This is a genomic window from Shinella zoogloeoides (genome assembly GCF_020883495.1).
In the GTDB taxonomy this organism is placed as follows: domain Bacteria; phylum Pseudomonadota; class Alphaproteobacteria; order Rhizobiales; family Rhizobiaceae; genus Shinella; species Shinella zoogloeoides.
In genome coordinates, this window is the sequence record NZ_CP086612.1 from 265,020 (window position 1) to 290,041 (window position 25,022).

24 protein-coding genes and 2 pseudogenes are annotated in these 25,022 nt (G+C 61.2%); 14 read left to right on the forward strand and 12 right to left on the reverse strand.

Annotated features, from left to right (window positions below; genetic code table 11):
- Window positions 1–18 precede the first annotated feature (18 nt).
- The 4 genes and pseudogenes from K8M09_RS22435 to K8M09_RS22450 form a co-directional block, all read left to right on the forward strand.
- Window positions 19–1,428, forward strand: coding sequence for an FAD-binding oxidoreductase (locus K8M09_RS22435; RefSeq protein ID WP_064334482.1), 1,410 nt, complete (start codon window positions 19–21; stop codon window positions 1,426–1,428).
- A gap of 57 nt (window positions 1,429–1,485) precedes the next feature.
- Window positions 1,486–2,446 (forward strand): annotated as a pseudogene (locus tag K8M09_RS22440) (IS481 family transposase).
- 95 nt (window positions 2,447–2,541) lie between these two features.
- The gene (locus K8M09_RS22445) at window positions 2,542–2,724 is read left to right on the forward strand and encodes an EAL domain-containing protein (protein WP_081870565.1); all 183 of its coding nucleotides are present in this window, start codon (window positions 2,542–2,544) and stop codon (window positions 2,722–2,724) included.
- Between the two features lie 218 nt (window positions 2,725–2,942).
- Window positions 2,943–3,278 (forward strand): annotated as a pseudogene (locus tag K8M09_RS22450) (transposase); the annotation flags it as partial.
- A gap of 9 nt (window positions 3,279–3,287) precedes the next feature.
- Here K8M09_RS22450 and K8M09_RS22455 read toward each other — a convergent pair.
- The 5 genes from K8M09_RS22455 to K8M09_RS22475 form a co-directional block, all read right to left on the reverse strand.
- Window positions 3,288–3,749: a M48 family metalloprotease gene (locus K8M09_RS22455; RefSeq protein WP_024270363.1), complete on the reverse strand. Its 462-nt coding sequence runs from the start codon at window positions 3,747–3,749 to the stop codon at window positions 3,288–3,290.
- Window positions 3,746–4,225: a phosphate-starvation-inducible PsiE family protein gene (locus K8M09_RS22460; RefSeq protein ID WP_023517423.1), complete on the reverse strand. Its 480-nt coding sequence runs from the start codon at window positions 4,223–4,225 to the stop codon at window positions 3,746–3,748. The genes K8M09_RS22455 and K8M09_RS22460 overlap by 4 nt, the downstream gene beginning before the upstream one ends.
- Window positions 4,226–4,340: 115 nt before the next feature.
- Window positions 4,341–4,832 (reverse strand): Hsp20/alpha crystallin family protein, encoded by a 492-nt coding sequence (locus K8M09_RS22465; protein WP_142849546.1) that lies wholly within the window; start codon window positions 4,830–4,832, stop codon window positions 4,341–4,343.
- Between the two features lie 20 nt (window positions 4,833–4,852).
- Window positions 4,853–5,251, reverse strand: a complete 399-nt coding sequence (locus K8M09_RS22470; protein ID WP_003603273.1) for an Hsp20/alpha crystallin family protein — start codon at window positions 5,249–5,251, stop codon at window positions 4,853–4,855.
- A 14-nt stretch (window positions 5,252–5,265) separates the two neighbouring features.
- The gene (locus K8M09_RS22475; protein ID WP_160788249.1) at window positions 5,266–5,691 is read right to left on the reverse strand and encodes an Hsp20/alpha crystallin family protein; all 426 of its coding nucleotides are present in this window, start codon (window positions 5,689–5,691) and stop codon (window positions 5,266–5,268) included.
- A gap of 202 nt (window positions 5,692–5,893) precedes the next feature.
- Between K8M09_RS22475 and K8M09_RS22480 the strand changes: the two genes are divergently transcribed.
- From K8M09_RS22480 to istB, 4 genes are all read left to right on the forward strand, one after another.
- Window positions 5,894–6,325: a MarR family winged helix-turn-helix transcriptional regulator gene (locus tag K8M09_RS22480; RefSeq protein WP_160788250.1), complete on the forward strand. Its 432-nt coding sequence runs from the start codon at window positions 5,894–5,896 to the stop codon at window positions 6,323–6,325.
- A 14-nt stretch (window positions 6,326–6,339) separates the two neighbouring features.
- On the forward strand, window positions 6,340–6,798 hold the full coding sequence (locus tag K8M09_RS22485; RefSeq protein ID WP_206366731.1) for an ATP-dependent metallopeptidase FtsH/Yme1/Tma family protein: 459 nt from the start codon (window positions 6,340–6,342) through the stop codon (window positions 6,796–6,798).
- A gap of 119 nt (window positions 6,799–6,917) precedes the next feature.
- Entirely contained in the window at window positions 6,918–8,414 is a 1,497-nt protein-coding gene (gene istA / locus K8M09_RS22490; protein ID WP_456154557.1) for an IS21 family transposase, read from the forward strand.
- Window positions 8,411–9,169, forward strand: a complete 759-nt coding sequence (gene istB / locus K8M09_RS22495; RefSeq protein ID WP_229341919.1) for an IS21-like element helper ATPase IstB — start codon at window positions 8,411–8,413, stop codon at window positions 9,167–9,169. Before istA ends, istB begins: the two co-directional genes overlap by 4 nt.
- A gap of 66 nt (window positions 9,170–9,235) precedes the next feature.
- On the opposite strand, the gene drmB is transcribed toward istB, so the two are convergent.
- Window positions 9,236–11,107 (reverse strand): DUF1998 domain-containing protein, encoded by a 1,872-nt coding sequence (gene drmB / locus K8M09_RS22500; protein WP_229342509.1) that lies wholly within the window; start codon window positions 11,105–11,107, stop codon window positions 9,236–9,238.
- Window positions 11,104–12,357, reverse strand: a complete 1,254-nt coding sequence (locus K8M09_RS22505; RefSeq protein ID WP_229342511.1) for a helicase-related protein — start codon at window positions 12,355–12,357, stop codon at window positions 11,104–11,106. The genes drmB and K8M09_RS22505 overlap by 4 nt, the downstream gene beginning before the upstream one ends.
- A 123-nt stretch (window positions 12,358–12,480) precedes the next feature.
- Between K8M09_RS22505 and tnpA the strand changes: the two genes are divergently transcribed.
- Genes tnpA through K8M09_RS22525 form a run of 4 tightly spaced genes read left to right on the forward strand, consistent with a single transcriptional unit; the run spans window position 12,481 to window position 15,487 of the window.
- The gene (tnpA, locus tag K8M09_RS22510; protein ID WP_160788234.1) at window positions 12,481–12,951 is read left to right on the forward strand and encodes an IS66-like element accessory protein TnpA; all 471 of its coding nucleotides are present in this window, start codon (window positions 12,481–12,483) and stop codon (window positions 12,949–12,951) included.
- Complete coding sequence (gene tnpB, locus K8M09_RS22515; RefSeq protein ID WP_160788235.1) at window positions 12,948–13,304, forward strand: IS66 family insertion sequence element accessory protein TnpB; 357 nt, start codon at window positions 12,948–12,950, stop codon at window positions 13,302–13,304. Before tnpA ends, tnpB begins: the two co-directional genes overlap by 4 nt.
- A gap of 48 nt (window positions 13,305–13,352) precedes the next feature.
- Complete coding sequence (gene tnpC / locus K8M09_RS22520) at window positions 13,353–14,927, forward strand: IS66 family transposase (RefSeq protein WP_160788236.1); 1,575 nt, start codon at window positions 13,353–13,355, stop codon at window positions 14,925–14,927.
- Entirely contained in the window at window positions 14,924–15,487 is a 564-nt protein-coding gene (locus K8M09_RS22525) for a YecA/YgfB family protein (protein ID WP_064334525.1), read from the forward strand. The genes tnpC and K8M09_RS22525 overlap by 4 nt, the downstream gene beginning before the upstream one ends.
- A gap of 121 nt (window positions 15,488–15,608) precedes the next feature.
- On the opposite strand, the gene K8M09_RS22530 is transcribed toward K8M09_RS22525, so the two are convergent.
- Entirely contained in the window at window positions 15,609–16,319 is a 711-nt protein-coding gene (locus K8M09_RS22530; protein ID WP_160788279.1) for an IS6-like element ISRsp9 family transposase, read from the reverse strand.
- A gap of 180 nt (window positions 16,320–16,499) precedes the next feature.
- The gene (locus K8M09_RS22535) at window positions 16,500–17,711 is read right to left on the reverse strand and encodes an IS256 family transposase (RefSeq protein WP_160788268.1); all 1,212 of its coding nucleotides are present in this window, start codon (window positions 17,709–17,711) and stop codon (window positions 16,500–16,502) included.
- Between the two features lie 932 nt (window positions 17,712–18,643).
- Between K8M09_RS22535 and K8M09_RS22540 the strand changes: the two genes are divergently transcribed.
- Complete coding sequence (locus tag K8M09_RS22540; protein ID WP_052821451.1) at window positions 18,644–18,955, forward strand: type II toxin-antitoxin system HigB family toxin; 312 nt, start codon at window positions 18,644–18,646, stop codon at window positions 18,953–18,955.
- Between the two features lie 15 nt (window positions 18,956–18,970).
- Complete coding sequence (locus tag K8M09_RS22545; protein ID WP_160788154.1) at window positions 18,971–19,351, forward strand: helix-turn-helix domain-containing protein; 381 nt, start codon at window positions 18,971–18,973, stop codon at window positions 19,349–19,351.
- 80 nt (window positions 19,352–19,431) lie between these two features.
- Here K8M09_RS22545 and K8M09_RS22550 read toward each other — a convergent pair whose 3' ends face one another.
- The 3 genes from K8M09_RS22550 to K8M09_RS22560 are packed head-to-tail and all read right to left on the reverse strand — an operon-like array spanning window position 19,432 to window position 24,882.
- Complete coding sequence (locus K8M09_RS22550; RefSeq protein ID WP_160788153.1) at window positions 19,432–22,695, reverse strand: error-prone DNA polymerase; 3,264 nt, start codon at window positions 22,693–22,695, stop codon at window positions 19,432–19,434.
- Window positions 22,692–24,206 carry a Y-family DNA polymerase gene (locus K8M09_RS22555; RefSeq protein WP_206366725.1) on the reverse strand — a complete coding sequence of 505 codons (1,515 nt, stop codon included), beginning with the start codon at window positions 24,204–24,206 and terminating at the stop codon, window positions 22,692–22,694. The genes K8M09_RS22550 and K8M09_RS22555 overlap by 4 nt, the downstream gene beginning before the upstream one ends.
- Window positions 24,124–24,882, reverse strand: coding sequence for an ImuA family protein (locus K8M09_RS22560; RefSeq protein ID WP_160788151.1), 759 nt, complete (start codon window positions 24,880–24,882; stop codon window positions 24,124–24,126). The genes K8M09_RS22555 and K8M09_RS22560 overlap by 83 nt, the downstream gene beginning before the upstream one ends.
- Window positions 24,883–25,022: the final 140 nt, after the last annotated feature.

Below are 25,022 nucleotides of genomic sequence, written 5' to 3' on the forward strand. Positions count from 1 at the left end.
ATCGACAGGACCTGTCCAATGCACCGTCTGAAGCCCGAATTCACCGTCGAAATCCATACCATCGTCGGTGCGGGAAATTTCAGGGAGGGAGAGGCGGTCGCCATGATCGATTACGGCGTGGCCCCGGAAAATCTCGACGCCGGCGCCGTCGTCCTCCCCGGCACGACCGGGGAGGTTGCCGCCATCGTCCAATGCTGCCGCGCCCACGGCGTCCCACTTGTCACGCATGGCGGGCGAACCGGGCTCGTGGGCGGCGGGATGTCTAAATCGGGCGAACTGGTACTCTCCACCGCCCGCCTCAATCGCATCCTGCATCTCTGCCCCGTCGAGCGCGTTGTGGTGGTCGAGGCCGGCGTGACGCTGCAGGCGCTGCAGGTGGCTGCCGCGGAGCATCGCCTTGAACCGGGGATCGATCTGCCATCCCGCGGCTCGGCGACGATCGGCGGCATGACCTCGACGAATGCCGGCGGGATTTCGGCCTTCCGGTCGGGGGTCATGCGGCATCGCATTCTGGGACTGGAGGCCGTGCTGGCGGATGGCTCGGTCTATTCCGACCTGACCCGCGTTGTGAAAAACGCCGCCGGCTATGATCTGAAACATCTGTTTGTCGGTGCGGAAGGCACGCTCGGCGTGATAACGCGGATTGCCGTCAAGCTCGAACCCCAGCCTTTGGCCACCGCGACAGTCCTGTTCGGCCTGGCGTCTGTGGATGCAGCACTTGAGACGGTGCGCCGGGGGCTCGATGCCGAATACGGCCATCTGCGCGCCGCCGAAGCGGTCTGGCACAGCTATTTCCGCCTGACCTCCAGCCACCATCACTGGTCGGCGGCCGACTACGCCACCGATCATCCCGTCAACCTCCTGATGACGCTCGGTGGCGCGGACGAGACCGCCTTGCAATCGGAACTCGCGCGCATCTACGAGGATGTGGTTGCCGTTCATCCCGACACCTCGGCCGTCATCGCCTTTTCGGGCGCGCAGGAGGCCGATCTCTGGCGGCTTCGCGAGGACACGGACCTCATCTATCGGCAGCATCCGGGCGCGCCATCCTACGACGTCTCCATTCCCCTCTCGCAGGTCGCGTCCTATCTCGAACGGTGCCTCACTGATCTGAAGGCGATCGATGCCGCGCTCGATCCCTATGTCTTCGGCCATCTAGCCGACGGAAACCTCCACATCGTCCTCAACAGCACCGGCGGCGACATTCCGGCCGAAAAGGCGCGTGCCGTCGAGGAGGCGATCTACCGGGGCATCGGAGAGCTGGGCGGGTCGTTTTCTGCCGAACACGGGATCGGCGCGAAGCGGGTGGCGCCGCTATCGGCTTTGTCCAACCCGGCAAAACTCGCCCTGATGCACCGGATCAAGGGCGCGCTCGACGCGCCGGCACTTCTCAATCCCGGAAAGGTGCTCGGGGCAGGCAGGATCTAGTTGTTTGATCCGGTGGTTTGATGGTGCGATCCTTTCCTTGGAATGGAAGGATGCCCTATGGGACAAATTCGTCACGGAAGCGCCACGACCACGCACGCTGTCCGAGCAGCAATACAGCGATCGCAAGCTTCGCTCGCGCAACTGAGCAGGGAGTTGGGCATCAACCCCAAGACCGTTGCGAAGTGGCGCAAGCGTGCGACGGTCGAGGATATGAAGACGGGGCCGTCAGAGCCGCGGTCCACCGTCCTCACCGAAGCCGAAGAGGCGATGGTCGTGGCATTCCGGCGTCATACGCTTCTGCCCTTAGACGATTGTCTTTACGCCCTGCAGCCCTCGATCCCTCACCTGACACGATCCGCACTGCACCGGTGCCTACAACGGCATGGCATATCGCGCCTGCCTGATGTGGAAAGGCGACAAGCCGAAGCGGTCGAAGTTCAAGCGCTACCCCATAGGGTTCTTCCATATCGACATCGCCGAGGTTCAGACCACTGAAGGCAAACTATATTTGTTCGTCGGTATTGACCGCACGAGCAAGTTCGCCGTGACCCAACTCGTCGACAAGGCCGACAGGAAGACCGCCTGGGAATTCCTTCAGCATATGCTCGAAGCCGTGCCCTACCAGGTCCATACCATTCTCACCGATAACGGCATCCAGTTCGCAGAGCAGCCTCGGAACCGGAATACCATCTACTCCCGGCCAATGCGCTTCGACATGATCTGCGAGGCCAACGGGATCGAGCACAGGCTAACCAAACCTAACCATCCATGGACCAATGGCCAGGTCGAACGGATGAACCGCACGATCAAGGAGGCCACCGTCAAGCGCTTCCATTATGACAGCCACGACCAGCTGCGAACACACCTCGCCGACTTCATGGCGGCCTACAACTTCGCACGAAGGCTCAAGACCCTCGGCGGTCTCACGCCATATGAATACATCTGCAAGGTCTGGACCTCAGAGCCAGATCGATTCATCCTGAACCCGATCCACCAGATGCCGGGACTGAACAGCTAGATCACATCGATCCCGCAGGAACCCGGTCGAGCGATACGAGGCGCTCCCGGGTCTTCCCTATCCGCCATCCAGACCGCAAGATTTAAGGGGTTGTCTTGCGCGGGTGCCAAAGACAGATCATTGATATCGCGAAGGCACTGGGAAAGCAGGTCGTCGCCGAGGGCGTTGAAACGGTGACAGAACTCCACGCGCTACGAGAACTCGGCTGTAGCTATGGCCAGGGGTTCCTGTTCGGCCGGCCCGCCCGCGCATCTGATTTACGAGTTTCGCCCGACTAACGGACAGGAACACGGGTCGTGTCCCATCAGTTGGTGTAGCTCGGCGATAATGAAGCCGCTCGCGAGCGCGCCGTTGGTAGCGCTGTAGCGAGTGAGCGGCGTGTGGGTGGTCATCGGCGCTTTCCGGTAGGGTTTGGTTGTTGACGCCAACCCATTTCGGAAGGACCACCGATGACCGATGACATGATGAACCTGCGCACGCTCGTGGAGATGTCAACGATTATCCCGCACTTCTTCGAGCACGGCGGAAACGTGACCGTTGGGGGAAAGAGGAAAAGCGCCTGTATCGTCGGCATCGCTGGCGTTCGGAAGGTTTCCATGGCGAGGCGAAATCCTGGCATGGTCTCGCACGGGCTGTGCGCCGCGGCCTGGAGAACATGCGCATCCAGTCCTTCCTGACCGCTATGGCGATCAACCTGAAGCGGCTTGCCGCCGCCTTTTTATTATTCTGGAGCCTTATCTGGCGCTCCATTTATCAAGAAAAGCGCCCCGGTAGATCGCCGGGCAGCGACCTCAGGTTCTTGGGTCAGCCTATCAGTGCAACAATTTGCTGAGGACCGCCTTCATAGGAATATGAGTTCTTCAACAGCCCCCGCGTCCACTTCATGAGGAACGTGTTGGCCCACGCCGGCAAGAGCGGGCGCAGGGTCGTCTCGGCCTTCATCGCCACCGCTTTCGCTCAGGAGACGCCCGAGGCAGCGTGCGTTCGGCAGCCGGCTCGGCACGCGATAAAGCGCCGGCGCGCGCTGCAGCCCGGCCCTGCGGGCGAGTTCGGCCAGGGCCGCGACGAGATCGGGGGCATCACGACCGGTGAGCCACTGCGCCTGATAGGCCGAGAGGAGCAGCCGGCGTGGCAGCGCGGGCGCAAACAGGAGCCCCCCGACCATCGCGAGCGCCATGAGGAGACCGGTCTCGGGTCCGACGACCGCTGTCACCGAGATCCAGGCAATCGCGGCCATGAGCCCGAGCAGCAGCGCCGATTGCACGAAATTGAGCAGGCGGTGGCTGGCGGAGGCCGCGGTCATCGTGTCTCGTGGCCTCCGAGTTCGCGCCGGTCCTGATCGCGCACCAGCCAGTGGACAGCGCCGAGCGCAAGCGCCGCGCCCGCGAGTGCGGCAATCTTGGATGATTCCGTCTCGCCGAGGTCGAGGATGATGAATTTGCGCGCGATGGCGAGGAGCGCGATCAGCACGATCGTGCGGACTTGGAGGATCCCGAAGCTGCGTTCGGTCGCAACAAGAAGGGAGCGCTTGAACTCGAGCGCGATCACCACGGTGAAGATCATGCCGAACACCACCTGGAAGGTGGCGTAGTCGAGAGTGTCGAATGCCCCCAGAAGCAAGCGGTTCACGACTTCGCGCATCAGCGCCCAGACCGACGCCACGACGATCGCCGCAATGATGACGCTGAGGACGAGGATGACAACTTGCTCGAACTTCTCGTAGAGCGTCATCGCCGACCATTGTTCACGGGTCAGCCCAGATCGCTGCAAGTCTTTCATGATTGCCTCTCGAAAGCCGCCCTGGAGAGACAAGCTCCCCGGGGCTTTGCCAGACGGTGCGATATCGCACGGAGCGGAGGGGACGCCGCAAACCGGCGACACCCAATGTGGCAAATCAGCCGTTCTTGACCTCGATGCGCTTGACCTTCGCCTGCGCCTCGGGAGTCTGGGGCAGCTTGATCGTCAGAACCCCGTTCTTGAAGGATGCCTGCGCCTTTTCGCCATCCACACCGGGAGGGAGCGGAATTGTCCGGTAGATCGCGCCGTAGCTGCGCTCGGACAGGTAATACCCCTTTTTCTCCTCCTGGCGCTCGATCTTCTTCTCCCCCTTCACAGTCAACATGTCATCGTTGACCGTCACCTCGATGTCCTTCATCTCCATGCCCGGCAGCTCGATCGACACTTCGATCGCGTTGTCGGTCTCGACCATGTCGGATTTGGCTTCGCCGCTGCCCCAGGGCCATTCGAACTGACCGACCCGGTTCCAAAAGTTCTCGAACACATGGTTCATTTCGCGCTGGAGTGTCGCGATCGGGTTGTCTTCGCTGCTCTTGGCGTCTGGCGCGCCGTCCTTGCGCGCCCAGGGGATGAGGTCTTTGATCTGCATGATATGGTCTCCTTCGGTTTTCAGGCGCCCTTGACGGCGATCCTTTTCGGCTGCGCTTCAGGGGCCCGGGGGAGCGTTAAAGTTAGGACGCCTCCTCGCATCTCGGCTTCGATCCTGTCGGGGTCGAAGTCCTCGGAAAGCGTGAAGGCACGCTCGAAATCGCCCTCGCCATATTCGGCATAGGCAAGTTCGAGGTTTTTCGGCCGCACCGGGTCAACCTTGCCGCGGATCGTCAACACACGATTTTCGAGCGTGATTTCGATCGCATCGGCGGCGACCCCAGGCATTTCAAGCATCATGGAGAAACCCTGATCGGTCTCGACGATATCGGTCGACGGGCGGTAGATGCGTCCGCCGCCGGTGGTCTCAGGCGAGTCGGTCGGCGTCTTTTCGGCGGCTTGCGAGATGTCGGTGCTCATCGTTCCAGCTCCTGTCAGGCTGCCTTGATCTCGATTTTCTTCGGCTTCGTTTCCTCGGGCCGCGAGATAACGATCCACAATACGCCGTTCGCCATCCTCGCCTCGACCTTGTCATCCGAGGCCACGAACGGCAGCCGGATCGCGCGGGAAAACCTGCCGTAAACGCGTTCGTTGCGGTGCCAGCGCGCACCGTCGGGAACCTCGGGCGCCTTGCGTTCGCCCGACAGCGTCAGGACGTTGTCCTTGACCGAAATTTCAATGTCGTCAGGTTCGATGCCCGGAAGTTCAGCGGTGACTGCAACGGCCTCAGGGCCTTGCCAGACATTTACCGCCGGGAACGCCGCGCGGGACGGCGGCCAGAAACCGCGGTCGAGATCGCGCATCATGGAGCGCATCAGCGCAAAGGGATCGCTGCGGCGCAGATATGTCGGGTAGAGCATTGCTGGCCTCCTGTTGCTGATCGATACCCCCGAACCGTCGGCAAGGAGGGACCGGGCAACGGTGCCGGCCGGATGTGGGTTCGGAGAACGCCTATCAAGATAGGCCGTTCCATTTATTATGCAAGCATGTATGATGGGTGCATTGCGTTTTGGATGGGGGGCGGTTTCTCCTGTGTACCATGCAATCGGAGGAGGGATAACCATGATCTCTTCGGACATCGCGCTGATCGGGACGACGATCCACCGGGTCGCGCAGCTCATCCAGCAGCGGATCGACCAAGACATCCGCGGCAGCGGCCTGACCCGCCTGTCCTGGATGGCGGCGGCGCATGTCGAGGATGCGCCTGGGCTGACCATCGGCGATCTGGCCGACCTGCTGGAGGTCGGCCAGGCCACAGCCGGCCAGCTCGTCGATCGCATGGTCCGGGGCGGCTGGGTCGAGCGGTCGCCCTCGCCCGACGACAGGCGGGCGCAGATCGTCACGGCAACGTCGAAGGCCCGGGCGATGCTGAAGGAACTCGCGCCGCGGCAATCGGCGCTCGAAGATGAAATCCTGCAGGATCTGTCGGCGGACGAAAGGCGCGCCCTGCTGGCGCTGCTCGAGCGGATCAGGGCGCGGCTCGGGCGCCAGTGAAAGGGACAAGCGGCATGGAAAGGAAGACCGAATACAACATCTGGTACTGGGTGGTGGCTTTCATAGCCGTGCTTTTCATCCAGAACCTGATCGCCGGCTGGCAATCCGTCGCGCCGATCAGCTACAGCCAGTTCGAGCAGTATCTCGCTGACGGGAAAATTTCCTCTGTCGCGGTCGGGTCAGACACGATCACAGGCACCTTCGCCGAACCGGTCGACGGCAAGAAGCAGTTCGTGACGACCGTAGTGAATCCCGCAATCCTGGAGCGGATAGACCGGTCAGGTATCGAGATCACTGGCGTTCCGCAAAACACTTTTCTCGGCACGCTGATTTCCTGGGTGGCGCCAGCGCTTGTCTTCTTCGGAATTTGGATGCTGCTGTTCCGCAAGTTCGCCGATAAGCAGGGTTTCGGCGGGTTCATGCAGGTCGGCCGCAGCAAGGCCAAAGTTTACATGGAGAAGGAAACCGGCTGAGAGCGGCGGTGGAAAAGTCGGCCACGGTAGCGGCGGAATAATCCAGCCGCGGGCGGAGTAAAATCCGGCCACCTATTTCCTTTCTGCAATGATCGCAGGAGGGACAGGGGATCTACACCGTGGAACTTTATTTGAGGGTTCGCCTGGCTGTTTCCGAAGGGATGACGCAGCGTCAGGCAGCAAAGCATTTCAACATATCGCGTGACAGCGTTGCCAAGATGGTGGCCTATTCGACACCGCCCGGCTATCAGCGACGAACACCAATCCGACGGCCGAAGCTGGATGCGTTTGTGTCAACGATCGAGCAGTGGCTGGAAGCTGACATTGTGATGCCGCTAAAGCAACGCCATACTGCCAAGCGTGTGTTCGACCGCCTGCGTGATGAGTGCGGTTTCACCGGCGGCTACACGATCATCAAGGACTACATACGCGAGCGGGATCAGCGTCGGCAGGAGGTGTTCGTGCCGTTGTCGCATCCGCCCGGCCATGCGCAGGCCGACTTTGGCGAGGCGACGGTGGTGATCGGCGGCGTCGAGCAAAAGGCGCGTTTCTTCGTGCTGGATCTGCCGCATAGCGACGGCTGCTACGTGCGGGCCTATCCTGCGGCGGTGGCCGAGGCCTGGGTCGACGGCCACATCCATGCATTCGCCTTCTTCGGGGCCGTGCCGCAGTCGATCGTCTATGACAATGACCGTTGCCTGGTGGCCAAGATCCTGCCCGACGGCACACGCAAGCGGGCGGCGTTGTTCAGCGGCTTCCTGTCCCACTACCTGATCCGGGATCGCTATGGCCGTCCGGGAAAGGGCAACGATAAAGGGAATGTCGAGGGACTCGTCGGTTATGCCCGACGTAATTTTATGGTGCCGATCCCGCAGTTTGCGACATGGGATGCGTTCAACGCCTTTCTGGAAGAGCAGTGCCGCAAACGCCAGCGCGACAAGCTGCGCGGTGAGAGTGAGACAATCGGGGAGCGGCTACAGCGTGATCTGGCGGCCATGCGTCCGTTACCGGCGTCTCCCTTCGATGCCTGCGACCAGGCCAGCGCCAGGGTGACAGCCCAGTCGCTGGTGCGCTACAAGACCAACGACTATTCCGTACCGGTCGCCTATGGCCATCAGGACGTCTGGGTCCGGGGCTATGTCAATGAGGTGGTGATCGGCTGCCGCGGCGAGATCATTGCCCGTCATCCGCGATGCTGGGAACGGGAAGACGTCGTCTTCGATCCCGTTCATTATCTGCCGCTGATCGAGCAGAAGATCAATGCGCTGGATCAGGCGGCTCCACTCCAGGGCTGGAACCTGCCGGACGAGTTCGCGACGCTGCGCCGCCTGATGGAAGGCCGCATGGCAAAGCATGGCCGACGGGAATACGTGCAGGTTCTGCGCCTGCTGGAGAGCTTCGACCTTGCGGACCTGCATGCGGCCGTGAAGCAGGCGATACAGCTCGGTGCGATCGGCTTCGATGCGGTCAAGCATCTGATCCTGTGCCGGGTCGAGCGCCGGCCACCGCGGTTGGATCTGTCGATCTATCCCTACCTGCCGCGGGCGACGGTCGAGAAGACCTCAGCGAAAGCGTATATGCGCCTCCTGTCGTCTGATGCGGGAGAGGCGGCATGAGCACCGAAGCACCCGACATCCTGCTCGCCCACTATCTCAAGACCCTGAAGCTGCCGACCTTCCAGCGCGAGCACCAGAAGCTGGCCCGGTTATGCGCCACCGAAGGCGTCGATCATGTCGGATACCTGTTCCGGCTTGCCGAACGGGAGATGATCGAACGGGACCGCCGCAAGGTCGAACGTCGGATCAAGGCGGCTAAATTCCCGATCGTCAAAAGCCTCGACAGCTTCGACTTCACAGCCATCCCCAAGCTGAACAAGATGCAGGTGCTGGAACTGGCCCGCTGTGAATGGATCGAGCGCCGGGAGAACGTCATTGCGCTGGGCCCGAGCGGCACGGGTAAGACGCATGTCGCGCTCGGTCTCGGCCTGGCCGCGTGCCAGAAAGGCCTGTCCGTCGGGTTCACGACAGCGGCCGCCCTGGTCAGCGAGATGATGGAGGCCCGCGACGAACGGCGTCTTCTTCGGTTCCAGAAACAGATGGCCGGCTACAAGCTGCTCATCATCGACGAGCTGGGCTTTGTGCCGCTGTCAAAGACCGGCGCGGAATTGCTGTTCGAGCTGATCTCGCAACGCTACGAGCGCGGGGCCACCCTGATCACCAGCAATCTTCCATTTGACGAATGGACGGAAACCCTGGGGTCCGAACGATTGACCGGCGCTCTGCTCGATCGCGTTACCCACCACGTCAACATCCTCGAGATGAACGGCGACAGCTATCGCCTCGCTCAAAGTCGAGCCCGAAAGGCCGGCTAAAACTACTCTCAAAAAATCGCCGCGCCGGCCTGAGACCCCCGCTCGGGCTACGCCCTCCCGGCCGTCTCAGGCCGGCGCCACAGTGGCCGACTTTTGCTCCGCCCCGTGGCCGGTTTTTACTCCGCCGTTGACAAGTGTGCGGAAGAAGCCGAGTGAGGGATCGAGGGGCGTACCTACAAGTAGCCCCCGATCGAGATGCCGGTTGAAATGCTCGCACGAAGTTTCCGGTACGAAGGCGCAGCAGTGACATGCGGCAGATCCGGACCCCTCCGACAGGGACAGGATGCCGGTGCTGCAGAGAGGGTCGGAGGAGCACCATTCCATGTCGCGAAGCGCTGCGACAAGGATCGGCTCCAGCTCGTCCGCCCGCCCCTTGCGCGAAAGGCCGCCCAGCGTCCCGTCTGCGTCAGGGGCCGAGGTGTAGAGCAGGAAGCCGCACATCCCGCCTGGCCCCGGTGAAACGTAAAGCCGCTCGCGTATCGAGGCAGTCGAATATCCGCTGTCGAGCGACAGACGCTCGGCCAGCGCATGCGCTGTTGTATGAACAAGAAGAAATCTCGGTGAGATTTCCATCGGAAAGGGACGGTCCGAGCCATTATGCTCTTCCCAGGCGCGTTTGGCGGCCGCATGAGCTGCCGCCGCGCGAGTTTTGACTTCCTCATTATTTTCCCACTCGCTCACGCTGTCCGGAGCGAAGTTCAGAAAGATACCTTCTCCACGAACCTCGATCGCCGGGAGCCAGTTCAGCTTTTCGCGAGACAAGGGAGCGATTTTTGCATTCCGATCCTCGGCCTCTGCCGGGCTCAGACGCGTGAAACCGCGCAGTGCACGAACCTCACGAAGCCTGTCGACCGATACAAGGTTGGAAAAGTAGGTCTCGAGTGAGGCGGGGACCCGCTGAGGATTGATCTTGAACTCGGGAAATTCCTCGTCCCGTCGAGGCCCGGAGCAAAGCATCATGTGCTCGTTCAGGCGGAGATCGGCTGAATCGCTCGACAGTATTGTCAGCAAGATCTTTATCTTCGCGGTGAGCTGATCCGCGGTTATTGATCGATCCGGCCATTCAGGATGGATTTTTTGACGGACATAGCGGGGCAGCTGTTCCGGATCGTCAAGCTCCTTCAGGTCGTCCCAAAACCGCTCAAGGTCGTCGCGGAACGAACCACCGAAGGGGGGCACATCCAGTGCTGACGCAATAACCGGAAAATAGGCATTGGACGCGCCGCGCTGAATCGCCACCGGCTCGTTTGCACATTCACAACCCTCGCCCTTGAGCCAAGGTTGAAGACCATCGCAGCGGATCTTCATGGATTTGAGCGTGCCGGGGCTCAAAGCTCCATCGAGATCTCTTTCTGCCGCGCATTCGGTGCAGTGAACCCGCAATCCCTTGAGGCCGGACCCGGCGCCCTTGAGCTTTAGCGGTCTCTTGCGGCACCCTTCGGCATGGCGGGGCCAGGATGCCCACGGAAAGTCCTGGAGATGTCCATCCAAACAGGTGACCACAAATCTGACAGGGACAACAAATGCTTTTCTGGCTCGTCGCCCGCGACCCGTACTGCAGGCGGAGCAGAAAAGTTCGGGCCGATCGGTTTCCTTTCCCCACGAGTGACTACGTTGCAGAAGCTCGCATTTAGGGCACACATGCCAGTCAGGAAACCGGTAGGCAGGTAATAGCCGCTCACGATTTACATTGTTCACCCGCTCCTGGCCCACAGGAGGAAGGCGAAATCCTCGAACGCCCAGTCGAGCCTGAAGTGGTTCGTGAGAGATGCGCTGGTCGTTCAATAGCCCTTGCCGGGCTGAAAACTGATCCCATGCCTCGAGCCCCGCAGCGACGACAGAAAGTGGCGCACCTCCGTCGCCGCGAAAGTCGATAATCGCACCCGGTCCGTTGCCGGAAAGGACCTGGCTCCGTCTGATGTTCCCGATCGGTTTCATTGTCTGTCCTCTCTACTGCGGGCCTGTTCGACCAGAACAAATGGAGTCGATGCCTCAACGGAGCGAAGGCTGTTGGGTGTGGGCCTCTGGTACCGGTAACGGCTTTTGTTTCCCCGGGCAGCAGCCGTTTCGGCGGAGGTCAGAAGAGCGGGATTGTGGTCGTCCCAGTATGAATTGAGCCCCTGGAAATCGAACCAGTCATTCAGGAACTCATCCAGCTGCTCTCTTGATGCGTCTGCTTCACCGGGGTCTATTCTGCGGACGCGTTCGACGATGCGGTCCAGCAAGGCTTCCGCTTCTCTCTGGTGATCGTCAATCGCGCCGGGATCTGCCATGCCGGCCACCAGATGGCGAACCAGTGCAACAAAGGGAGCGTGTAAGGCCCTGTCTCTGGCGCGTGGGGCGAAGGGGGTAACGCTTGTCGCCTCAACCTCTCTGTAGAGACTGTTATGCCAGCTTGCGAATGTCTCGTAGCGGCTTCGGTCTCGGGACTTTGCCGCGTTGAAGAGAGTGACTACGAGCCCCGGCCAGCGCCGATCTCGGCCCACGCGGCTCGTGGCCTGGATGTATTCGGCGATTGTCTTTGGCTGTCCGTTGACGAGCATAAGCCCCAGCCGTGAAACGTCCATTCCAACGGAGATCATGTTGCTTGCGAGCACGATGTCGACATGCTCTTCATCCTGCCAGCCACGTTCCAGATTTTTGAGATATCGCGGGATGTCGTTTGAGCGGACCCGGCTGGTGAGCTCGATCTGGTTGTCGGTAAGGCGCTCGCTCTCGCCAACGCGGCGTGCAGCATAGTCGCCAATGCTTCTCGTGACGTCATCACGCATCAGAACGAGCGCACCGCCGAGCTCGCGCAACGAGTTAAAGTAGTTGATCAGTGTCCAGTAACCGTCACGGACATGATCCTGGATTGCCGGATCCGTTGCAGCCTGCAGGAGAGTAGCTGAGGCGGCTTGCTGGGTGAATTTGGCAGACCGGCCGACAGTACTGATGCCGACATACCGGCGTCCGGGAAGCGTCCTGTCCTCGACGGCAAAACCCGAGTCACTGTAGTCCAGACCGGGTGGCGGAAACTGGAAGGAGGTTCTGTCGAAAAGCGCGCGTATCTGTTGGGACGCGCGTCGGATCGTTGCGGTTGAACCAATAACCTTTGCGCGACGCCCGTCGGACGTACGGCAAAGCTCGTCAACTGCGGTTTCATAAAGACCGGCCAGGCTTCCAAGCGGTCCGGAGATAAGGTGCAATTCGTCCTGTATGATAAGATCCGGAGGCGCCGCGGGAGTACCGTGAGCGCGACGAACACCCCACCTTTCCTTTTGCGATCGCGGCCGCGAGAACAGCTCCTTCACCGATAGGAGCGGAACGGGATGGTCGAAGATCGCGCTGATGCCATGCTTGAAGCCATGGATGAAGGCATGCATGAAGCCAGGCATGAGGGAAAGTATCGTCGGATCGAGGTGATCACGGGTCGACGCCAGCGGCGGAATTGGACCGACGAGGAGAAGGCGCGGATCCTTGCCGAAAGTGCAGAACCTGACGTGAACATCTCGGCGATCGCCCGGCGCTGGGGCGTCAATCGCGGTCTGCTGAACGTCTGGCGGCGCGAAGCCGGGCTGACCTCTCGACGATCCGCGCAAGCCGGCGCACAGCAGGCCATGTTCGTGCCGGTGACGGTGGTTGGCGATAGAACGTCTTGCGAGAACTCGCCGTCGGATGTCGCCCATGACGCCGCGGGGCGTATTGAGATCGAGATTGCTGGCGCGCGTATGACCGTGATCGGCTCGGTGGCGCCCGAATTGGCGCAGGCGATCGTGGCAACGTTGCGAGCACGCCGGTGATTGGACTTTCGCCTGGTGGAGTGAAGATCATGGTGGCGACGCAGCCGGTCGACTTCCGGCGCGGCATGAATGGGCTTGTTGCGCTGGTGGCGTCAGCGCTTGCAGCTGATCCCTACTGTGGTGACGTGTTCGTGTTCCGCGCCAAGCGTCTCGATCGCCTGCGCTGCATTTATTGGGACGGATCAGGCATGATCCTGGCGACGAAATGGCTGGAGGCTGGCACGTTCGTTTGGCCACCGATCCGTGATGGCGCGATGCAGATGAGTAGCCAGGAGTTCTCCCTTTTGCTGGCCGGTATCGACTGGACGCGGGTCAGGCGAAACACCGTAAAGCGGCCAACGAAAGCAGGCTGATCCTATTGGATTTGCTTGAAGATTCAGGGTCATGTGCTAGGGTCTGCCATGCCGCTTCGACCCGACCCTTTACCTCAGGATGCCGCGCAATTGAGCCGAATCATTCTCTCGCTCGATGCAGAGAATGCCGACCTCAAGGCGCGCGTTGCCTTCCTGGAGCGGCAGCTCTTTGGGCCGAAATCGGAGAAGATGACGGCGATCGACCCGAAGCAGGCGACGCTTGAGCTTGGCGATCTCAGCGACATTCCCGCGGCGGCCAATGACGATGTTGCACCCGTGGCTGACGGCCGAAAGCAGGAGCGGCGATCGCCGGCGCGCAACATCGGCCGGTTACCCAGGCATCTCCCACGGTATGAAGAGCTCATCGAGCCGGAGAGCAAGATTTGCCCGTGCTGCTCGTTCGAGCTGCATTGCATCGGCACGGACGTCAGTGAGGCGCTCGACATCGTGCCGGCGGTTGTCCGGGTGAAGCGGACGATCCGGCCGCGCTACGCATGCCGGGCCTGCGAGAGTGCCATTGTGCAAGCGCCAGCGCCGGCGCGTGTGATGGACGGCGGCATGGTGACCACGGCGTTTGCCGCCCATGTCGCCGTTTCGAAGTTCGCCTGGCATTTGCCGCTTCATCGCCAGGCGCAGATGCTTGCCTCCTGCGGCGTGATCATCGATCGCGGCACGCTCGGGGCCTGGGTGACGCGGGTCGCCTGGTGGCTTGAGCTTCTCTATGACGCGCTGCTTGCCTTCATCCGCTCCCAGCCAAGGGTGTTCTGTGATGAGACGCCGCTCCCGCGGCTTGATCCGGGGCGTAAGCGAACCAAGGTCTGCCAACTTTGGGCGCAGGCGGTCGACGATCGGCCATGGAATGGTCCGGCGCCGCCGGCGGTGGCCTATACTTTTGCCGAAAGCCGCAGCGCGCGCGAGGTCGAGGGGCAATTGTCGTCGTTTGCCGGCGTGCTCCAGGTCGATGGGTACCAAGCCTATAAAACCTTGGCCAAGCGCCGGGGGAGGAGCAATGTCGCTCCCATGCGGCTGGCCTTCTGCCTTGCCCATGCCCGACGCAAGTTCGTCGAAATCGTCAAGATGACCGGGTCTGCTGAGGCCCTGTCGATCCTTGCCAGGATTGCCGAGCTCTATCGGATCGAAGCGAAACTGCGCGGCGAAAATGCCGATACCCGGCTCACGGTGCGGCGTCGCGAGGCAGCGCCCATCATGAGCGAACTGAAGGCCCAGCTCACCGAACTGAGCGACGAGGTGTCGTCGAAATCGGCGCTTGGCAAGGCCGTCACCTACACGCTCAACCACTGGAACGGACTGGCAGCCTTCCTGGAGGATGGCCGGATCGAAGTGGACTCCAATGTGGTCGAGCGTTCGATGAAATCGGTGGCTCTGACGAGGAAGAACTCGTTGTTCGTGGGCAGCGAACGCGGTGGCAAGACGTTCGCGGTCCTCGCATCGCTCGTCAACACGGCAAAGCTCAATAGTGTAGACCCCGAAGCTTGGCTTGCCGACGTGCTCGAGCGCATCATCTCCGGCAAGGTGACCGCGAACCAGATGGATACGCTCTTTCCATGGACCTGGAAGGCCAACCGCGAGAGCATTGCAGATCAGGAGCGACGGGCGGCATGACACAGAACAGCCAAGGGGCTACGGCACGACCGAAGCTCGATGACGAGGCGTTCGAGGCGTTTATCAGGGCACGCCGTCCAGTCTCGCCGATCTGGTCGATGAGCGGCCTCGACGGCTATCTCACGGCTCTCATCATCGGCCCGAGGTTTATCGACCCGCGTCAGTGGATCCCGGAGCTGACTGGCCCGGATGCCCTGAACCTGCCAATGGAAACAACCGAGCATCGAGCCGTCCAGACCATCGTTGCGGAATACAACCGGATATCGGCAAGCCTCGCCGAAACGCCGAAAGATCATCGGCCCAGGTTCACCAAGATCGATGATCAAACCTTTGATCCCTTCGCTTGGGACCTCTGCTTTCTATTGGGAACAAGGTACGCGCCCAAGCTTTGGCAGCCCGTCCTTGGAGGTCATGCCGTCACTGGGGATATCGTCGCGCCCATCCGCAAGCTCGGCGAGGCAAAACGGAACGCGACCCGTCAGGATGCCGTTGCCGTCGCCGAAGCGCTCGTCAAGATCCGAGCCTATTTTATGCCGAAGCGGGCAAAGCAAAAGTTCTGACCGACAGCCGGAAGCCTATTCAGTCAATCACGGAAGCCGTGGGCTCTTCGTTGCGCTCACCTCGCGGCGGTGGCGTCGCCTTAACCTGACGTAGGACGCAATCATTTCTTTGTCCTGAATTTCAGGCTTGGATCGGCAACGCGATCTCACGCCAGGTGGCGCTGGTGAGGGCGCGGAGTTGGCGATGATCAGCGGCATTCAGGTGTTTTCGATGAAGTTGGAAAAGATTGGCAATTTGGCCGTGGGTTGAGAAACGTTGGCATTGACCTGCCGACTTGAACCGCATCATGCGTCGCTCTCGTCGTCGAACGGGAAGGTGAGAATTTTCTGCGAGGTTGTTGAGCCCTTTGTGCGAACGGTGTTCGATCCCCAGCATGATCTCTCGCTTTGCGGCGTAATAAGAACGCAGCTTGTCTGTCACCATCACGCGCGGCGCAACACCTTGGCTCTTCAACAATTTGCGCATCAGCCGAAGAGCGGCTCCCTTGTTTCTGCGGCTTTGCAGCAGAGCATCGAGAACGTAGCCGTTGGCATCGACGGCGCGCCACAGCCTGTATTTCTTGCCCTTGATCGATACGACCATCTCATCGAGATGCCATTTGTCTGCGAAGTTGCCGATCGACCGCCGCTTGAGTTGGTGGGCGAATTTCAGGCCAAACTTAGTCGTCCATTCTGAGACGGTCTGAAACGAGACGGCAATGCCGCGCTCGGCAAGCAGGTCTTCGATATCGCGCAGGCTCAGCGGGAACCGGTAATAGAGCCATACCGCATGCGCGATGATCTCGGCTGGAAAGCGGTGGCGTTTGTATCGGGCGGACGCATCGTCAGTCATGCCGATAGACTATTGCCTCGATCCGCACCAGCCGGTTAAGGCGACGCCTCCGTTGAGATTCATAGATTCAGCACGCAGAAATCCGTCTTCTGCGGAGGGCATCCCGCTGCGTTTGAGCATTTTCATTGATAGCGTCCGTCAAGTTGGTGTAATTTCGGGTGTAGGACCGGGCCGTCATGATCAGGCGGCTCTGGGTGTAATCTGAAGTGTAGTTTCCTCTTCGATTGTTGGTGGGTTTAGCTCGGCCATTGCCTCGACCTGCATGTATCGGCTCAGGAGCTGCCATTCGTCGTTGGCTTCGAGCAGAACCGCGCCGATGAGGCGAACGATGCTGTCCTCGTTGGGGAAGATGCCGACGACATCGGCACGGCGCTTGACCTCCTTGTTGAGGCGTTCGAGTGGATTCGTTGAATGTAATTTCGTGCGGTGCTGGGCGGGGAAGGCCATGTAGGCCAGCACGTCGGCTTCGGCATTGTCCATGAAGGTACCGAGCTTGGGCCATCTGGCGCGGAGCTGGTCGGCGACATGCCGCCAGGTCTGCACGGCATTGTCATGGTCGGGCTGGATGAAAGCCTGACGGATCGCGGCGGCGACCATGGTGTGCTGGCCCTTGGGAACGTAGGCCAGCGCATTGCGTGTCGCATGAACACGGCAGCGCTGCCATGTCGCGCTGAGGATACGGGTAATGGCCGCTTTCAGCCCTTCATGGGCATCGGAGATGACCAGCTTGACGCCGGTGAGGCCTCGGCGGACCAGATCACGCAGGAAGCTCGTCCAGAACGGCTCGGCTTCGGAGGGGCCGATGTGCAGGCCGACAATCTCCCTCTTCCCGTCCGTGTTGACCGCCACCGCGATTATCGCCGCCACCGACACGATGCGACCGCCCTCACGCACCTTCAGATAGGTGGCGTCGAGCCAGAGGTATGGCCAGTCACCGGAAAGGGGGCGCTTGAGGAAGGCGTTCACCCGCTCGTCGATATCCTTGCACAGCTTGGAGACGGAGGATTTGGAGATGCCGGTCATGCCCATGGCCTGCACCAGCTCATCGACCTTGCGCGTCGAGACGCCGTTGATCCACGCCTCCTGGATCACGGCCACCAGCGCCTTCTCCACCATCTTCCTCGGCTCCAGAAAGCCGGGAAAGTAGGCTCCCTGTCGCATCTTCGGTATCTTCAGGTTCAGCGTGCCGAGCCGGGTGTCGAGCGAGCGGTCGCGGTAGCCGTTGCGCCATGTCTGGCGGCTGTCGCCACGTTCATAGCGCCCAGCGCCGATCAGGCCATCAACATCGGCTTCCATGATCAGTTGCAGCACGCTTTCGGCAATCGTGCGCAGAAAATCGCTATCGCCACTCTTCGCGGCAAGCTCGGAAAGAGCTAATCTGTCGTCGGTCATCGGGGTTCCTTTCGGCTGGTTGAAGCTTTGCAACTCCACCTTCTCCGACAGGCCCGGTGCCCACCTTGCGCTCAACGAATTCGGCAGCTCATTCTCCACCGCCGTTTCCACCTCAATGCGCCTCCGAAATTACACCACGTGCGCGGACGCTACCTTTTCATTTCGCGTGGCGATCGAGTTCGACGAGCGTTGCGGCGGAGACGCTTGGATCGACATAGGGCGTGGTCGCAGATCGGTGTGTGTTGCCGAAAGGCCATTAATTGGAGCAATAAATCAATGGGTTAGTTCCATAAGGTATCTTATGCGATATGATATAACATTACCATAAAAGGTTATACGAATGTTGATCACGCGATGATTGCGCCATAAAGGACGAGGTGAATCGACAACGACAATGGGTGATGGAAATGTCTGGAGCGTCAAAGAGCAAGCCGCGTGCGCCCCGCCTCTGGTGGGAAGTGGTCCTTTTCGTCGTGGCTCTGTTCGTCCCTTCGACAATCTATCCGTTCGCTTCCGCCGCCAGCTCTGCCGTAACCCCCTTCGGCACCTCATTGGCAATCTCTGGCACGGCCATCGTCCTCCTCCTATTGTCAGTTTTGAGGGACATCGGACCGACCTTCGTCGAAAGAGCTGAGGCAGAGTTCCAAAACCGTCATGCGGCGGATATCTACTCGATTCCTGTGACCTTCGATGTGACGCCGACAATCGTGCCCGGCTCCTCTCGCCTTAGAGCGACGCGAGTCGATAACAATCAGGCGATCGGTGCTTGGGCGTTAAGGCTTAACCACGCACGCCAGGCCGCGTAAGCAGCGCGGCAACGCGATGTTCGATGCTGTCGTCGACGAGCTGGTCAACAACCATCCAAAGCAAGTTTCCAAATTGGGAATTTGGAGCTTGTTTCCAGATTGGGAACGCGATATATAGGAGCCTACGTGAACGTTATCGCCAAGTCCGCGTTGGTCAAATTCTGGAGCGACCTGCCGAAAGGAGCGCCAAGAGAGACGGCTGAAGCGGCGATGACGGAATGGTATGCAACCGCATCAAAGGCAAGCTGGAGCAATTTCAGTGAGCTGAAGAAAACGTTCAACTCGGCCGACATCGTCGCGGGCAACAAAGTGATTTTCGACGTGGGTGGCAACAAATATCGCATTGTGGGTTTGGTCGCATTTCGGACGAAACGGATTTTCGTTCTGTTTGTCGGTACGCATGCTCAGTATGACGCGATTGACGTAGCAAAACTCTGATGTGAGGAGGTCGATATGTTGAATTTGAAAACTTTCCGAACCCTTCAGAGCGAAGACGAGTACAATGCCGCACTAAAGGAAGTTCGGCCGTATTTCGAGAACGAACCTGAGGAAGGCACTGAAGAAGCGGCTCATTTTGACGCGCTCGTTCTTCTGATCGAACAGTACGAAGGCAAAAACTACCCGATCCCGGCTGCGAGTCCGGTGGAGGTGGTCAAGTCGGTGATGGCTGCTAACAACTACACGCGTGCGGATCTGGTAGCCGTTATCGGCTCTAAAGCGCGGGCTGCTGATCTTCTGAACGGCAAACGCGAAATCAATCTCGAACAGATTCGAAAGCTCAGCAAGGAATGGAATATTCCTGCTGGGTCTTTGATTGGAGACGTCGCTGCCTAGTAGGTAAGATCTACAAGGCTCCTCGGCATCCGCTACAACTGCGCTCGATTCGATCCGCCATGGTCGGCTCGAGGTGGCAACTAATGAAAATTCCGGCTCTTGACCTTCAATCGATCGATTAAGAGGTCGGGAACATAGATGTCGCGCGCGGGCGCCGCCGCCTTCGGCCGCTCGCGCGAATCCGGTGCGCCATTGCCGCGCGCGAATTCGTCGCCCCGGCCATGCGGCAAGGGAAATCGTTCGTCCCGCTCGCCCAGCCGGCCGAGATCGTCCGACAGGTCAAACAGCCGCTGCGCGACGAGATGAACGACGTCCCCTTCCCGTTGGATCTTGCCGTTGATCGCCATCATCGATGAGGAGAGAAGAACGCGGCGCTGGCGCTCGAACAGTGTCGGCCAGACCACCGCGTTGACGATCCCGGTCTCATCTTCGAGGGTGAGAAACATCACGCCCTTGGCTGAGCCCGGCCGCTGGCGCACCAGCACCAGGCCGCCGGTCATCAGCCAGCGGCCGTCGCGCTCGGCCATCGCTTCGGCGCATGTCACTATCCCCTTCTGGCGAAGGTCTTTGCGGAGGAAGGCGATCGGGTGCTGGCGGAGGGTGAGGCCGGTGTGGGCGTAATCTTCGACGACCTCGTGCCCTGCCCTCATCGAGGGCAAGGCGACCGAGGGCTCCTGCACTTCCGAGACTTGGCGCGCCTCCCGCTCGGCGGTCGCGGCCCAAAGCTCAAGCGGCTCGTCGCGCAGCGCCTTGATCGCCCATAGCGCATCACGGCGTTGGAGCTGCAGTGACGGTAGGAACGCATCGGCCTCGGCCAGTTTCACCAGCGCGGCCGTCGGCACGCCGGACCGCCGCCAGAGATCGTCGGCGGAGGCGAAGGGGTCTTCGGCGCGCGCCGCGACGATGCGGGCGGCATCCACCGTCGAGAGCCCCTTCACCATGCGCAAGCCGAGGCGGACCGCGCAATGACGGCTCCCATCGACTTGCTCGAGCGTGCAGTCCCAGCGCGAGGCGTTGACGCAAACCGGCCTGATCTCGACACCGTGCTGGGCGGCATCCCTCACGATCTGGGCCGGCGCGTAAAATCCCATCGGCTGCGAGTTTAGCAAGGCCGCGCAAAAGGCGTCCGGGTGATGGCATTTGACCCAGCTCGACGCATAGGCAATGAGGGCAAAGCTGGCGGCGTGGCTTTCGGGAAAGCCGTAGCTGCCGAACCCTTCCAATTGCGAAAACGTCTGCTCGGCGAACTCGGCCGAATATCCGTTCTTGACCATGCCGGCGATCAGCTTGTCCTTGAACTTCGAGACGCCGCCGGAGAACTTGAACGTCGCCATGGATTTCCGCAACTGGTCCGCCTCCCCGCCGGTAAACCCGGCGCAGACCATGGCGACTTTCATGGCCGACTCTTGGAACAAAGGGACACCGAGGGTTTTCGAGAGCACCGCCTCCAGTTCGGGTGTCGGATAGACGACCGGCTCCTTGCCTTCGCGCCGGCGGAGATAGGGATGCACCATGTCGCCCTGGATCGGTCCGGGCCTGACAATAGCCACCTGCACGACCAGGTCGTAAAATGTGCGGGGTTTCAGGCGCGGTAACATGGACATCTGCGCCCGGCTTTCAATCTGGAAAGTGCCAAGCGTATCGGCCTTGCGGATCATGGCATAGGTGCGCGGATCCTCGGCCGGGATGGAGGCGAAGTCGCGGGCGTCACCCTTGTGCTCGGTCATCAGGGCGAAGGCCTTGGCCATGCAGGTCAGCATGCCCAAGGCCAACACGTCCACCTTCATGAATTTCAGCGCCTCTATATCGTCCTTGTCCCATTCGATGACCTGGCGATCATCCATTCGGGCAGGCTCGATCGGCACGAGATCGTCGAGTCGGTCATGGGTCAGGACGAAGCCACCTGGATGCTGGCCGAGATGGCGCGGTGCGCCCATCAGCTGCTGCGCCAGTGCGAGCGTCAGCTTCAAGCGGTAGTCGGCAGCGTTGAGGTTGTTTTCCCGGATCTGGCGTTCGGATACCCCTTCCGACCAGCCCCAGACGCCGGACGACAGCTGGCCGATCATGTCTTCGGGCAGACCGAGGGCCTTGCCGACGTCGCGCAAAGCGCCCTTCGCCCTATACCGCGTCACCGTGGAACAGAGCGCCGCCTTGCTGCGGCCGTAGGTGTTGTAGATCCACTGGATGACCTCCTCCCTCCTCTCGTGTTCAAAATCCACGTCGATGTCCGGTGGCTCATCTCGCTCCTGGCTGATGAAGCGTTCGAAGAGGAGATCGTTGGTTTCGGGGTCAATCGAGGTGACGCCCAGGCAATAGCAGACGGCGGAGTTGGCGGCCGAGCCCCTGCCCTGGCAAAGAATACCCTTCGAACGGGCGAAACGGACGATGGAGAACACGGTCAGGAAATAGGGCGCATAGTTCATGACCCGGATGAGTTCCAGCTCGTCGCGCAAGGATTTCCGGACCTTGTCGGGCACACCCTCGGGATAGCGATTGGCGGCTCCCTCCCAGGTGAACTTGACAAGCGACTGTTGCGGATCGAGGCCGGGGACGATCGCCTCTTCCGGGTATTGGTATTGCAGCTCCTTCAAGTCGAACTTGCAGCGATCGACAATCTCGCGTCCGCGCGCCAGTGCTTCCGGGTATTCGGCAAAAAGCCGGTGCATCTCCTCTGGCGCTTTCAGAAAGCGATCGGCATGACGTTCACGGTCAAACCCCACATCGTCGATGGTCGTGCGGGTGCGGATGCAAGTTACGACATCCTGCAACTGCCGACGGCCAGGTTCGTGGAACAAGACATCGTTGGTGACGACGGTTCTGACCCTTTGGCGTGCCGCCATCGTAGCGATGCCATGCAAGCGCAGCTTGTCGTTCGGCCGGCGACGCAGGCAGAGGCTCACATAAGCGCGATCGCCGAACAGGTCGGCCATCTTGCGAAGCTGCACGCCGCAGGTATCGTCGGCTTCGTCCGGCACGAGCACGCCGATCATGCCGGCGGCATGGTCGGCGACATCTGCGAAATCAATCAAGCAATTGCCTTTGCCGCCGCGGCTCTTGCCGAGGGACAGCAACCGGGTCAGCCGGGAATAGGCTGTCCGGTCCATGGGATAGACGAGGAGCGACATGCCGTCGGTGAGGTCCAGGCGGCAACCGACGACCAGTCGGACGCCGGTGGTCTTGGCAGCCTCCCAGGCGCGCACAATGCCGGCGAGGCTGTTGCGGTCGACGACGCCGAGCGCGTCGATGCCAAGCGCAGCGGCCGTCGCGAACAGCTCGTCAGCGCTGGATGCCCCGCGCAGAAACGAGAAATGCGTCGTTACTTGCAGTTCGGCATAGCGCGTCATCCGAACACCCCATGCACAAACCAAAAGTGGGAGCCGGTTTCCGCATCGATGCCGTCGCCGGCACGATAAACCCAGTAGCGCTCACCAAGCTCATCCTCGACCACGAAATAGTCCCTCACCGCCTGGAACTCGCGTGGTCTGCGCCACCACTCACCAAAAATCCGCTCCGGCCCGTCGGCGCGTACGACCTTCCGCCGCTTGCCCCGCCAAGTGAAGACCGCCGGCGGCTGGTCCGGCAGAAGTGCGATGACCTCGATGCGTTCGGGGTTTGCGAAAAGCCGCGTCGGCCGCGGCCATTTCACCGCCCAGGCCTCGCCGATATCAGGAGCGGTCGGAGCGATGCGCCGGACCGAGCGCTCCGGCACGTCGGAGGCGACGGGCGCGACGCGAAACAGCCGGTGGCCGCGATTGCCGAGAATGTCGACCAGCGGTGTAATGTCCGCGACCTCCTCTTCAATCAGCGACGAGGCAACCTGCCGCTCCTCCAGCGGCTCGGCGAAGACAGCTACAAGCACGAGCTTCTCGATGCCAAAGCCGGGATCGATCGTCTCGATGCGGTCGCAGAGCAGCTTCGAAAGGCGCGCCGGATCGCGGACAGGCTTGGCAAGACCGGCGCGGAGATGCTGCCTGGTGTTGTCGACGCGATGGATAAAGAGGTCGCAGCGGCGCGCGCCGAGGCCGTCTTCCGCCAGGCGAGCCGACAGCTGGGCGACAAGACGTCGCACATATTTGGCGATGGTCTCCGGCGCACCGATTGGCTCGGCGAAATTCTTGGCAACTTCGACAAGCTCCGGCGTGCGGATCGGTTCGATCGGTTCGGCGACGCGGCCGAACATCTGGTCCAATCGGCGCGCAGGCTCTGGCCCGAACCGCAAGGTTAGCGGCGCGCGCGGCATGGCCGATAGCTGACCAACCGTATCGATGCCAAGAACACGCAGGCCCTGGATTGTCTCTGCCGGCAGCCGTAGAGCGACAATCGGCAGATCGATGACCGCCTTTGGCACATCGCCCGTCGGCACGACGGTTGTTTCGGCCGAAAGCAGCCGCGCGAGCGCATGCGCGGCGCCCCAGGTGTCGGCGACAGCGGCCCGCGCCGTCAGCCCGCGGCCGCGGAGCATATTGACGAGGCCGGAGACGAGAAGTGCTTCGCCACCGCGCAGGTGATCCGCCCCTTCCGTATCGATGACAAGGCCGTCGGCGCCATCGACAGCGACGACGGGGCTATATTGCCGGAGCGCCCAGAGCGCCAACCGTTCGAGTGCTGCTGCATCCTCGGCCGGGGCTGCGTCGACCATGAGGAGATCGGCGACCATGGCCTGCGCCTTGCTGGCAGCCATTCCGATGCGCAGGCCAAGCTTCAATGCGACGGGATCGGCGGCGGAGATCCATCGCTTCGATCCGCGGCGGGCAATGACGACCAGTGGCTTGTCAGCCGGCAAGGCTTCGCCAGCGTGCCGTCTGATCCGCTCCGTCGAGAGCTGTGGGAAGTAGACAGATACGACCCTGGGCATCGGGGGCTCCAATTTCAAATTCGGCACATTCGCCGGCTTTCACGCGCATCAGTTCTGCGAGCCAGCGCGCCCTCCCGACGCCGGCAACAGGTAGTTTTTCCGACGGCAAGGTGCTGATGCGCCACCGTGTCGTCGAGGCCGTCGGCTGCCCATAGTCCGAAGCCTCATTCTGACGTCGCCATCGCCGCAGCACGATGCCCATGGCTCCGGTCTTCTCGGCGGCGAGTTGCAGGCGACGCGATGCGGTCATCGGGAGACGAACAAGCTCGCCAACCACGGCAGCAAGCCCGCCGAAGGAAAGCCCCTCCTCCATGGCGGACAGCGCCTCTTCTTCGCGGTCGCTTTCGCAAAACACGACGCGATCCGGATGGAGGCCTGCCTGGGCGACCGCGGGGAAAAACAGATCAGGGCGCGTCATGCACCAGAGAACCTTGCCGCGCGATCGCGCCGCGATGCCGGCAACGAACAACGCCGCCGCGGCCCCATCAACCGTCCCTCCCCCGCCGCCGGCGACCTCATGCAGCGCGCCGAAAGCGAGCCCTCCCCCCGGCAGTGCCCGATCAACCTCGGCGACGCCGAAAGGCAGGAACTGACTTGCGCGACGCGAGCCGCCTTCAAGCTGCTCAATGCGCTCGCGAAGCTCTGCCAGCACGGGGTTGAGGGCATGGTTGGCCACGGCAGAATTGTTGCTCCTTCAGGGTTTTCAGCGGTTCTCTAAGCTGATATGTTCATTATTTGTTCCGATTGCCCAACTGAGTCAATCGGGCCTTCGCTCCGGAAATCGCCCCTCGGCTAAGTCGTTGAAACGAATCCCTT